14 protein-coding genes are annotated in these 11,206 nt (G+C 54.4%); 8 read left to right on the forward strand and 6 right to left on the reverse strand.

Annotated features, from left to right (window positions below; translation table 11 throughout):
* Window positions 1-1,119 (forward strand): nucleoside triphosphate pyrophosphohydrolase (mazG, locus tag Q0711_RS00495; RefSeq protein WP_366519068.1); only part of this gene is annotated, 1,119 nt, incomplete at its 5' end.
* Here the strand turns inward: mazG and Q0711_RS00500 are convergent.
* From Q0711_RS00500 to trxA, 3 genes are read right to left on the reverse strand one after another with little or no spacing between them, the layout of a single operon-like run.
* Window positions 1,116-2,861, reverse strand: a complete 1,746-nt coding sequence (locus tag Q0711_RS00500) for an ABC transporter substrate-binding protein (protein ID WP_298612693.1) — start codon at window positions 2,859-2,861, stop codon at window positions 1,116-1,118. The two genes, mazG and Q0711_RS00500, sit on opposite strands and share 4 nt — an antisense overlap.
* A complete protein-coding gene (gene thiS / locus Q0711_RS00505) occupies window positions 2,861-3,082 on the reverse strand; it encodes a sulfur carrier protein ThiS (protein WP_298612690.1) in 222 nt (73 codons plus the stop codon). Before thiS ends, Q0711_RS00500 begins: the two co-directional genes overlap by 1 nt.
* A 21-nt stretch (window positions 3,083-3,103) precedes the next feature.
* Window positions 3,104-3,427 carry a thioredoxin gene (trxA, locus tag Q0711_RS00510; RefSeq protein WP_298612687.1) on the reverse strand — a complete coding sequence of 108 codons (324 nt, stop codon included), beginning with the start codon at window positions 3,425-3,427 and terminating at the stop codon, window positions 3,104-3,106.
* Between the two features lie 203 nt (window positions 3,428-3,630).
* Between trxA and Q0711_RS00515 the strand changes: the two genes are divergently transcribed.
* The 3 genes from Q0711_RS00515 to speY all read left to right on the forward strand — a co-directional run bounded on the left by Q0711_RS00515 (window position 3,631) and on the right by speY (window position 5,806).
* On the forward strand, window positions 3,631-3,750 hold the full coding sequence (locus Q0711_RS00515; protein WP_366142510.1) for a photosystem I protein PsaX: 120 nt from the start codon (window positions 3,631-3,633) through the stop codon (window positions 3,748-3,750).
* 561 nt (window positions 3,751-4,311) lie between these two features.
* The gene (locus Q0711_RS00520; RefSeq protein ID WP_255451698.1) at window positions 4,312-4,443 is read left to right on the forward strand and encodes a hypothetical protein; all 132 of its coding nucleotides are present in this window, start codon (window positions 4,312-4,314) and stop codon (window positions 4,441-4,443) included.
* Between the two features lie 199 nt (window positions 4,444-4,642).
* Entirely contained in the window at window positions 4,643-5,806 is a 1,164-nt protein-coding gene (gene speY / locus Q0711_RS00525; RefSeq protein ID WP_299041264.1) for a deoxyhypusine synthase, read from the forward strand.
* Here the strand turns inward: speY and Q0711_RS00530 are convergent.
* Window positions 5,803-6,549 (reverse strand): metal ABC transporter ATP-binding protein, encoded by a 747-nt coding sequence (locus tag Q0711_RS00530; RefSeq protein WP_298612675.1) that lies wholly within the window; start codon window positions 6,547-6,549, stop codon window positions 5,803-5,805. The two genes, speY and Q0711_RS00530, sit on opposite strands and share 4 nt — an antisense overlap.
* The gene (locus Q0711_RS00535) at window positions 6,546-7,484 is read right to left on the reverse strand and encodes a metal ABC transporter substrate-binding protein (RefSeq protein ID WP_298612672.1); all 939 of its coding nucleotides are present in this window, start codon (window positions 7,482-7,484) and stop codon (window positions 6,546-6,548) included. Before Q0711_RS00535 ends, Q0711_RS00530 begins: the two co-directional genes overlap by 4 nt.
* Window positions 7,485-7,607: 123 nt before the next feature.
* On the opposite strand from Q0711_RS00535, the gene Q0711_RS00540 reads away from it, so the two are divergent.
* From Q0711_RS00540 to Q0711_RS00555, 4 genes are read left to right on the forward strand one after another with little or no spacing between them, the layout of a single operon-like run.
* The gene (locus Q0711_RS00540; RefSeq protein ID WP_298612669.1) at window positions 7,608-8,717 is read left to right on the forward strand and encodes a peptidylprolyl isomerase; all 1,110 of its coding nucleotides are present in this window, start codon (window positions 7,608-7,610) and stop codon (window positions 8,715-8,717) included.
* A 38-nt stretch (window positions 8,718-8,755) separates the two neighbouring features.
* Entirely contained in the window at window positions 8,756-9,217 is a 462-nt protein-coding gene (locus Q0711_RS00545) for a pentapeptide repeat-containing protein (protein ID WP_298612665.1), read from the forward strand.
* 3 nt (window positions 9,218-9,220) lie between these two features.
* Window positions 9,221-9,373: a hypothetical protein gene (locus Q0711_RS00550; RefSeq protein WP_298612662.1), complete on the forward strand. Its 153-nt coding sequence runs from the start codon at window positions 9,221-9,223 to the stop codon at window positions 9,371-9,373.
* Window positions 9,366-10,442: an Era-like GTP-binding protein gene (locus tag Q0711_RS00555; protein WP_298612659.1), complete on the forward strand. Its 1,077-nt coding sequence runs from the start codon at window positions 9,366-9,368 to the stop codon at window positions 10,440-10,442. Before Q0711_RS00550 ends, Q0711_RS00555 begins: the two co-directional genes overlap by 8 nt.
* Here Q0711_RS00555 and dcd read toward each other — a convergent pair.
* Window positions 10,409-10,990, reverse strand: a complete 582-nt coding sequence (gene dcd, locus Q0711_RS00560; RefSeq protein WP_298612656.1) for a dCTP deaminase — start codon at window positions 10,988-10,990, stop codon at window positions 10,409-10,411. The genes Q0711_RS00555 and dcd overlap by 34 nt on opposite strands.
* Window positions 10,991-11,206 lie beyond the last annotated feature (216 nt).

Below are 11,206 nucleotides of genomic sequence, written 5' to 3' on the forward strand. Positions count from 1 at the left end.
ATCCAGCGTCTAGTGATTTCTCCTATGGCTATGCCCCTAACTGTTTTGTCAGCGGCAACTGTTTTGGCAGAGGCAACAGACTTATCTCAGGGAGGCTTGATTACAGAAATTCCGACGCTGGCGATCGCCCACCGCTTGGCACAACACCTGCGCCGCCACTGGCCTTTGGAAACACCCTTAACACTCATTGATGCCGAACACCACAGTACGAGCCTGACGCTGGGGGAATTGGCAGAACTGACGGAGGCCACCTGCCCGCTCCAACTCTATGTGCCACCCCCTATGCCAGAAGCCCTGGTGCAATTTCAGCGCTTAATTGATGTAGTGCGCGAACTGCGCCATCCTGAGCGGGGCTGCCCCTGGGATTTACAGCAAACACCCACCAGTCTCATTCCCTACGTTCTGGAGGAAGCCTATGAAGTTGTCCATGCGCTGCAAGAGGGCGACAAAGGGGCGATCGCCGAAGAGTTGGGGGATCTGCTGCTGCAAGTGGTTCTCCAGAGTCAACTGGCCGAGGAAGCCAAGCAATTTACGCTCGCCCAAGTCATTCAAGGAATTACCGATAAACTCATCCGCCGCCATCCCCATGTCTTTGGCGACCTCCACCTGAGCACCCCTCAAGAGGTGCGCGCCCAATGGGAGCAGATCAAAGCCTCTGAAAAAGGCAGTGAGGAATCTGTCCCGCTAAGTCAAAAGCTGCAACGCTACGCCCGTACACTCCCCCCCCTAATGGCGGGTATGAAAATTGGGGAGCGAGCCAGTCGCGCCGGTTTAGATTGGCCAACCATTAGTGGTGCATGGGAGAAATTTTATGAGGAGTTAGCGGAGTTTCAGGAAGCACTCCTCCAGGGAAATGCAGAGCAACAAACCGCCGAACTGGGGGATTTACTCTTTAGTGTGATTAACCTTGCCCGCTGGTGCCAACTGGATCCCATCAACGCCCTACAGCAGACCTACCAACGCTTTATCCAACGCTTGGAGTGCATTGAGGCGAGGATTGATCGCCCCCTTGAAACCTACACCCTAGAGGAACTCGAAGCCCTCTGGCAACAGGCCAAGGCACAGTTGGCCACAGAAAACAAGCCGAGCGAACTGCCAACGGAGTCTGAAGAGGCTTAATCCGCTGCCATTTGCACTTTAAGCTCATCGAGGTTCCACAGGGCACCGCCCAGTGCCGTAGGATTTGCCCCCACCACATGATTGCGAAAGGCGGTGAGGGAGAGGGGATTGACCAAGTAGATAAAGGGGAGATATTCCTGAGCAAGTCGTTGCGCTTCGGCGTAAATTTGCTTACGGCGTTCCAAGTCCAACTCCTGCGCCCCTTGGATGTAGAGATCACTGATCCGCTGCTCCCAGTCAGCAATAACCCGACCCGTAATTGGCGGTTGATTGGGGGCGGGCTGCTGATTGAACGTATGCAACAGGCCATCCACCCGCCAGATATTGGCACCGCTGTTGGGTTCATTGCCACCGCCCGTAAAACCGAGAATATGGGCTTCCCACTCTAGGGAGTTGGAGAGGCGATCCACGAGGGTGCCAAAGGCCAAAAACTGCAAATCCACCTGCATGCCGATCGCCCCCAAGTCCTGCTGAATTTGCGTCGCAATCGCCTCACGGATTTTGTTGCCCGCATTCGTTATCAGGGAAAACCGGACACGATTCCCCTTAGCGTCAAAGAGGCGTCCTTGATTGTCGTAGCGAAAGCCTGCTTCTTGCAGTAATGCCTTGGCTTTGGCCACATCGTAGCTGTAGGTGGGCAGCCCCTGCTCAGGAGAGAAGTAAAAGGGGCTTTGGACTGGAATAGTGGAATGTTGGGGAGCGCCTAGACCTTGGTAGATGTTGTTAATCATCCGCTGGCGATCGAGGGCATAGGCTACGGCTCGACGAAACCGCACATCGTTAAACCACTCGGACTTTACTGGATCCACCAGTGGCTTGCCATTGCGGCGACCGCGATTGAGATTAAAGCAAAGAAACAGGGTGTTGGGACTAGGGCCACTATTGTAGATGCGAAACTGGCCGCGCTTTTCTTCCCGCTTGAGAAGGGAGAACATCTCCGGCGTGACGGCAAATAAATCTAGACTGCCTGAGCGAAATTGCAGCAGGGCGGTGTCGGTGGATTCCACAATTTGCCAAATAAAACGTTCCAGATGGGGCAGGGGCGATCGCCAGTAGAAGGGATTGCGTCGAAAAATCAGCCGCTGGCTATTCACATAGCGATCCATCACAAAGGGACCATTGCCGACAATTTGCCGCGGGTCTGTGTCTGTGCCCCACATCGAGAGAAATTTCAAGCGCCCCTGGCTATCCCGTTCCCGTACCGCGTCCCGCAGCAGATGCGCAGGCAAAATGGGCAAGCCGGTATTGCGTAGAAACGGTGCAAAGGGTTCCGGTAGCCTAAATGTTACTTGGCGATCGCCTTGCGCAGTGACTTCAGGCAGCAGTCCTTTCTGGCCAATGCGGAGAATATCACGGCTACTCGTGGGAATTTCTGGATTGAAATAAATCTGGTTGTAGGTGAAGACCACATCTTCACTGGTGAGGGGCGCCCCGTCTGACCACTTTAGATTTGGCTTGAGTTGAAAAATAATTTCGCGGGTTTCTGGCTTAATTTCCCAAGACTCCGCAAGGGCAGGTTCCAGTTCACCCGTGAGGCCGTTTTCTTGAACTAACCCTGTGTAGAGGTAACCAAAGACATTGGGAGATTCCTGACTCAGGGCGTAGTTAAAGGTTTTCGGGTCTGAGGTAACCGCAGTAACTAACTGGTTGCCGCGCGGCGTAATCAGGCTAGCACAGTTCCCCAGGCTGAGGAGGCACAGCACAACCAGCAGCGCAATTAGCGGCCACCGCCACCAGCGCATTAGCCACCGCCGACAATGGTTACAATTTCCAAGCGATCGCCCGCCTGCACAGAGGTAGTTTCCCAAAACTGCCGATGTAAAATTTCACCATTGTATTCAATGGCAACAAGGCGGGGATGAATGTTGAGGAGATCGCAAAGTTCTGGAATTGTGAGCGATCGCCTCAGGGTGTGAGGAGTGCCGTTGACATAGATGACGATCGCTGAGTCAACCGAAACCATAGCAGCAGTGGCCAATTTACCCTAGAGAAACTGCTGAAGCGTCGCTTCAATTTTTGTTTTTGGCACAGCACCCACTAGAATATCCACCTTTTGGCCACCCTTGAAAATCATCAGGGTCGGGATGCTGCGAATGCCGAAGTCGGTCGCCACCTTGGAATTTTCGTCCGTATTGACTTTGACGACCTTAACTCTGCCCTGATATTCATTGGCGATCTCATCAATAACGGGTGCCACCATGCGGCACGGCCCACACCACGGTGCCCAGAAATCCACCAATACAGGAATATCGCTATTTAATACTTCTTCTTCAAAGGTGGCATCGGTAACAGACAATGCACTCGACATAAGCCAAAATTCCTATAACGAACCAGCGGCCTTAAAAATATACTCTAACAATCTTTCGCCCCCTTGGAAGCGGCGAATTAAATTTGTTCAGGCTCAACGCTTCCCGCTTTGCCCGCAATGACCGTAGTATAGCATGTTGCCACACCTATTCGGAGCAGGCGATCGCCGTAGCGTATAATAGGGTTGCCCTTGTCCAGAAAAGGATGTTGACTATGGCAACAAAATCTGCAAAACCCACCTATGCGTTCCGTACCTTTTGGGCAGTCCTACTACTGGCCATTAACTTCTTGGTTGCTGCCTACTACTTTGGCATCCTCAAGTAGCCCTTAATTATCCTGCCGTTAACCTAGGGGGCTGCCAGCCCCCACCCCTAAACTTTGCCGTCACTGGCGCAAGTTGTTTCCTTTTCATTTAATCAGCTTTCCCGAAGGGAAGCAGGAGCATCTTCAATGTAGCCTCTCCCTGAGCGGATTGCAACCCCCTGTTCCGAGGGATGCCTTGCAAGGGGGGTAAATTATTTTCTACGAGGTAACTAAAAATGCTCAAACCCGCTCCCAGAGGGACTCCGGCGGATCCAACGCAAAAATCAGGGGTTTGCCCACCTGAATAGATCCGTCGGCAAAGAAAAATCCACCGTGAGAAGGCTAGTAACGCTGTTTCAAGAATGTGAAAACCGACCAAAGCCCTGTAAACCAGCTGGCAATGACGAGGCTCAAGAAAATTCCCCCCGGCAGCATTGTCAGCCAACCGATTCCCCGCAAAAGGTAGAGAATGAGGAAGATGCTGAAGCAAGCAGCAAAAGCATAATAGGCAACGCGCACGGCAAATTGGGTAACGAAGTGCTATAGTGATCTCGTAATCTAAGGGCATGGGACTTGTCAACAGTGAAACAATTGACGTTGATGGGTTATCCCAACATCACCACTTGGTATCTCGAAATGGGGTTGCGCCAGCGGCGAGCAGCCATCCCTGCACTCTCGGTTGTGGATAATTGCGAAGGGCCGAGTATGAGCTGATCGGCCTGCAACTGTTCACCCCTGTGTGAACTGGGTCGATCAGAAGTGTTGAGCGTGTTAATCACTGTTACTGCCCTTCAAGTTTTTGACAACTCAAACCAACTCCACACCCTTCAGCGGGTTAGGTCATGCTCTGGTGAGGAACGTTCCTGCCTGAGCGGCTCTAGCTGCTGGGGAATTAGCTTGCGAGGAACGACCGATGTCTGCATTTGCTACCCCCATTACCCCTGCACCCATTCCCGACAACATCAGCTTAACAGAACTGATTGATAAGTACTTTACGGCCTACAACTCGGCACGCTTGCGGGAAATCTGCCAACTGCTAAGCCAGCGGGTTTTCCAGCCGGAGGTGACGGTTGGCCTCAGCCTCTCAGGGGCGATGACCCCCACGGGGTTGGGTATTTCAGCCTTGGCACCTTTAGTGCGCGCAGGTTTCATTGATTACATCATTAGCACTGGGGCAAACCTCTACCACGATATTCACTATGCCCTTGGCATGGATCTCTATGCGGCGCATCCTTTTGTGGATGATGTGCAACTGCGCAAGGAAAGCAAAATCCGCATCTATGACATTATCTTTGACTACGATGTGCTCCTTGAAACCGATGCCTTTTTGCGGCAGGTGCTGCGCAGTGAAACGTTCCAACGCCGCATGGGCACAGCCGAGTTTCACTACCACCTAGGGCGCTATGTTCGGGAACTAGAAATGCAGCGGGGGCAAGCCCATTCCTGTTTACTGGCAACGGCCTATGAGTGTGGCGTGCCCATTTACACCTCGTCCCCCGGCGATAGCTCCATTGGCATGAATGTGGCGGCGATCGCCCTTGAAGGCTCGAAACTAATCATTGACCCCGCCATTGATGTCAACGAAACCGCCGCCATTGCCTACTTTGCCCGCGAAGCCGCCGAGGGAAAGGGTAAGAGTGCCGCTCTAATTATTGGTGGGGGGAGTCCGAAAAACTTCCTGCTGCAAACTCAGCCGCAAATCCACGAAGTCTTGGGGCTAGAGGAACGGGGGCACGATTACTTTATCCAGATTACCGATGCCCGTCCGGATACAGGTGGCCTCTCAGGAGCCGTGCCCAGTGAAGCCGTCAGTTGGGGCAAGGTGGATCCCCAAGGGCTGCGGGATGCGGTGGTCTGCTATACCGATAGCACGATTGCTCTGCCCATTCTCACTGCCTACTGCCTCAATCGCTGTCAACCCCGTCCCCACAAACGACTCTACGATCGGCGGCAGGAAATGGTGGAACGCCTGCAGCAACTCTATCTGCAAGCGCAACTTCAGCACAAGGTGAAAGAGCTGCCCACTGAAGTGCCTCTCGCCACCTATCCCTGTGGCACGCCAATTCGCCGGGGTTAGTCCCAGCGGGGGGGGATCCTCAAGGATCCCTCGAAGGCGCGGGCGAGATTTTCAGGCGTAAACACCTCACGGGTGCGGCCATAGGCCAAGATGCTGCGGTTTACCAGCACCACCTGATCACAAAAGGTGCTCACGGAGGAAAGATCATGGGTGGAAAGGAGAATCGTGTGCCCTTTCTGCCGCTCCGCCATGAGGAGATCGATCATCAGTTTCTCCGTTTTCACATCCACGCCCGCAAAGGGTTCATCCAACAGCAACACCTGGGCTTCTTGGGCAAAGGCACGGGCAAGGAACATCCGTTTCTTTTGGCCGCCGGAGAGTTCGCCAATTTGGCGGTGCCGCAAAGGCCACAGTTCCACCTGCTCTAGGCTTTCGCGTACTCGCCGGCGATCGCTGGCTCGCGGTTGGCGCAGCCAATTCATCTTGCCATAGCGCCCCATCATCACCACATCCCAAACCCGCAGAGGGAACTGCCAATCTACATCTTCACTTTGGGGCACATAGGCCACAAGGGACTGCCGTTGCACCTGTTGTCGGGGTAATCCATGAATGCGCACCTGACCTCGAATCGGCTTGACAAACCCCATGATTGCCTTGAAAAGGGTGGATTTGCCAGCACCATTCATGCCCACCACCCCACAGATCGTGCCGGCAGGCAGTTGCAGCGTTGCGCCATAGAGGGCGACATGGCGATGATAGGCCACCGTCACCTCTTCTAAATCAATGGCAGGGCTAGAAATCATGAGGCTGTCCTCTCGGTGAGACCGTTAATCAGGGTGTTGATGTTGTACTTGAGCAAGTCAAGGTAGGTGGGGGCATTGCCCTCAGGGGGTGACAGGGAATCCACATAGAAAATGCCAGCAAATGTCGCGCCAGACTCCCGTGCCACCTGTTGTTGGGGAGCGGCATTGACGGTACTTTCGCAAAAGACCGCGGGAATCTGTTTCCGCCGCACCATGTCAATCACCCGCGTCATCTGGCGGGGCGTCCCCTCCTGCTCGGCGTTTAGGGGCCAAAGGTACACTTCCTTCAGGTCGTAGTCCCGCGCAAGATAGGAAAAAGCGCCTTCACAGGTGACGATGTAGCGTTTGTCGGCGGGAAGGGCAGTGAGGGCTTGCCGTAGCTGTTGATCTAGGGCGCGAATTTGGGCTTTGTAGGCTGCGGCGTTGGCGGCATAGGTCTCGGCGCCGGCGGGATCTAGGGCTGTCAGGGCTTTGCGAATGTTCTCAACATAGATCAAGGCATTTTGGGGCGACATCCACGCATGGGGATTGGCTTGACCGCGGTAGGCACCCTCTTGAATGGGAATGGGGGTAATGCCTTCTGTAAGCGTAATGCGGGGAACATTGGGCAGACTGCTGTAGAAGCGATCGCCCCAGCGTTCGAGGCCAAGGCCATTTTCTAAAATCAGAGCCGCTTGCTGTCCTCGCACAAGGTCACTGGGGGTAAATTCATAGCTGTGGACTTCAGTCCCCGGTTTCATTAGGGACTCCACCCGCAGGCGATCGCCCGCCACCTGCTGCGCCATATCCGCCAGCACCGTGAACGTGGTCAGGACTAAGGGATGTTCATCCCTATTGGGTTGAGTTGGAGGGGTTGCTTGGCGATTCTCCGGCCTAGGGGCTGTACACCCCCCCAGCAAGAGAACTCCCACCAGTAACCAACTCAGACCACGCATAATTAGCAATCTTTCATGATCATTTCATAATTTTTAACCTAGCATAGAATATAAAGGAAAAGCTCTCCCTTGGAGGGCGATCGCCCCGTCCGATACACTGAGGGGAGACAGTGATGGGAAGAAATGGTGAAACGACGCACACGCTGGCCAGTGCCTCTGGTGATACTTCTTTTCTGGTTGGGCACCTTCCTGCTGCCACCCTTGGGGATCGCGCTGCCCGTTGAACAGCCCTTAATTGCTGCCTTGCCCCAGGGGAATGCCATTACCGATCCCAAAGCATTGCTGCGTTGGGCCTTACCGATTGACAATCCAACGGTACGAGAACTGCAAAAGGATCTAGAACAAATTTCTTTTTGGGTACGGGGCAAGCAGTGGTCAAAAATTGCCAACAATGTCAGCAAAGCGAAAGCTATTATTCGCGATCGCGCCGATGAACTCCTCAGCAGTATTCCTGCGGAGAAGCAAGAAGCGGCCAAAGCCCTGTTGGCGGAGTTAGAGACCGCCCTTGAGACGCTCCAAGAAGCCGCCAAAGCCAAAGATCGCAGCCAACTCTTGCCCGCCAAAGCGGCCGCCCTCGACAAGGTGGGGGACTTGGAGGCCATGATGGTACAACACTTTAGCTACACACCGCCCAAGGGCTATGAAAACCTGCCGCGATTGCTGGGTCGTGCCACCGTGGAAATGGAAACCACCAAGGGCAACCTCACGATTGTTGTGGATGGCTACAGCGCTCCTCTGACTGCTGGCAACTTTGTGGACTTGGTGCAACGCCACTTCTACGATGGCTTGCCCTTTACCCGTGCGGAGGAATCCTACGTGCTGCAAGCAGGGGATCCGCCGGGGCCGGAGGTGGGTTTTGTTGATCCCAAAACCAATCAATACCGCACTATTCCCCTTGAAATTCTGGTGGAGGGCGACAAGTATCCCCTCTATGGGACTACCCTTGAAGATGCAGGGCGTTACCTAGAACACCCCGTGCTCCCCTTTTCCGCCTATGGCACCGTTGCCTTGGCTCGTCCCGCTGACGATCCCAATGGCGGCTCGTCGCAATTTTTCTTTTTGCTCTTTGAGCCTGAACTGACGCCCGCCGGGCTAAATCTTTTAGATGGTCGCTATGCTGTCTTTGGCTATGTGGTAGAGGGGCAAGAAACTCTGCGACAATTGCGCCAAGGGGATAAGATTCTCTCGGCCAAGGTGGTGGAGGGTCTAGAAAATCTGGTGCAGCCTGCCTAGGTTAGGATGTTCGTTATAGACGCCGTTGAGAGAGTGTGATGATTGCTAAGGTGGCTTCTGCCCTTTTCCTGCTCCTGATCGGTGCGCCTGCTTGGGCCGCTAATCCTGCCCATTTAGAACAGCTACGCCGCACGGGCAACTGCCCCAACTGTGATCTCAGCTATGCCCACTTGCGGGGTCGGAATCTGCAGGGCGCCGATCTGCGGGGCGCCAACCTCAATGCCGCCAATTTACGCGGTGCTAACCTCAGCGGTGGCAACCTCAGCGGTGCCATTCTCAATAACGCGGATCTGACAGGGGCTAATCTGACAAATGCCAACCTCACGGCGGCAAGTTTGCTGATCACCCGTTTGGATCGCGCGATTCTTGTGGGGACGCAGCTAAAGGATGCAGTGCTGGGGGGGCGCGATCGCCTAGCACGGGTACAGACATTGAGGAATGCCACCTTGCCCAATGGTCAAAAGGCCCTCTTTTTAGAAGAACCGCCTCGCCGTCGCTAGCCTATGGAGATTGCGATCGCCAGCTTTATCCTCCTCTTTCTGCTCACTGAAGCCGTATTGCACCTGCAACAGTGGGTAATTCCATTACCGGTGGTTCTCATTGCTGCTGTTGCTTTAGTGGTGGCCTCTAACTGGTCGCTCTTCCGCCGTGAGTAGCCTCCCCCTCCTCGATGTAACGGCCAAATGTCTAGAGGAGCTGATCGCGTGGCATCAGGCACACCATCCGCAATTGAGTGCCCAATGGCAGTCTCTTTATGAACTGCGCGATCGCCTCCAGCAGCGGGCATGGCACATTGTTGTCCTTGGTCAAGTGAGCCGCGGCAAGTCCGCCCTTTTGAATGCCCTCTATGGGGAAGCGATTTTTCCGGTGGGCGCCATTCCTGGAACGACTCAATGGCCGCGAACGGTTCGCTGGCACTGTCCGGATCAAATCGTCGATCTTACAGACACTCCCGGTCTTGATGAAGTGGCCGGTAGCCAGCGGGAAGACATGGCATGGAGGGTGGTTGAGACGGCCGATCTTGTCCTTTTTGTCACCCAAGAAAATCTCACTCCTGTCGAATGCCAAGCCCGCGATCGCCTGAACACCCTTGGCATTCCCTACAAGCTTATTTTCACCAAGACGGATCTCTACCCACCAAGGGCCGAAGGGATTGCTGTGAGCAGCACAACGGGTCAGGGCATTCCAGAACTGCGCCAGCTTCTCCAACAGTGGTTACAACAGGAAGCCCCCCGCGCCCGTGCCCAGCGAATTCTCCACCAAGCCAGTCAAGTTGAGCAGAGTCTGGGAGCGGCTCTGGGCACTCAAGACACGTCGGCATGGTCTTGGTTAGCCGTACAGGTGGCGGGTAGCCTGCTGCTGCCGGGGGGATTTTTCGATGTAGGACTAGCGATGATCAGCACCCTTGCCTACATCCGCAAAGCGTGCCAAGTCTATGCCCTGCCCTTTCCCCTGCCGGCTTTTGCGAGTCTGAGTCAGTTTGTCTTGTTGTGGTATGCGGCAATTTATCTCTCCAGTTGGCAGGGCTTGACCTTTGGCAGTGAACTCTGGGGAGTCAATACCACCGTCTTCCTGCAGGGGGGAGTCATCTTCTGGGGCTATCAACAAATTCGCCGCCGACTGCATCCCTACCTTCAGCAAGGCTACCAATGGGGCTACTGCGGCCCCCAGCGACTGTTGCAGCAACTAACTCAAACTCGCGCCAATGTAACTGCCTCCGGCTGATCTTGGTATTTGCCCCGCCGTGTTTCATAACTCACATCGCAGGGTTCGCCCTCAAAAAAGAGCAACTGCACGACCCCCTCATTGGCGTAGATGCGACAGTCGGCACTAGAGGAATTCGAGAATTCCAACGTCAAGTGGCCACGCCAGCCCGCTTCTGCCGGTGTCAAGTTGGCAATAATCCCCGCGCGGGCATAGGAGCTTTTACCAATACACAGCACCGTGACATTTTCCGGCACCTGTAGGCGTTCTAGGGCCACCCCAAGGCCATAGGAATGGGCGGGCAAAATGAAAAAAGCACCATTGGCATCCTCATGCAGAGGCACAGACTCCAGATTTGCCGGGTTAAAGTTTTTTGGATCCACTACTGTTCCCGGCACATGGCGAAAGATACGAAACTCCTTAGGGCTGAGGCGAATATCATAGCCGTAGGAAGAAAGACCAAAGCTAATCACCGGCTGCTCCGCCACGCGCCGCACAAGGGCGGGTTCAAAGGGCTGAATCATACCCTGGGCAGCCATGGCCCGAATCCAGACGTCGTTTTTAATCATTGCGCTGCCGCAACCGCATAAACAACCAATGTATATTACAGTCCTTTTAGTCCTTTTCCCATGGAGACAACACACTCCACACCTAAAAACAGCTTGGTAGCCCCGTACTTCAGTGCGGGGTGGAAAAGCGTTAGGGCGATCACCGGTGATGTGGGTCTTCAATATATTTTTGAATTGTGGCAGCACTAACATTGCCTGCGGTACTGAAAAAGTATG

The sequence above is a fragment of the uncultured Thermosynechococcus sp. genome (genome assembly GCF_937958135.1).
GTDB lineage: Bacteria > Cyanobacteriota > Cyanobacteriia > Thermosynechococcales > Thermosynechococcaceae > Thermosynechococcus.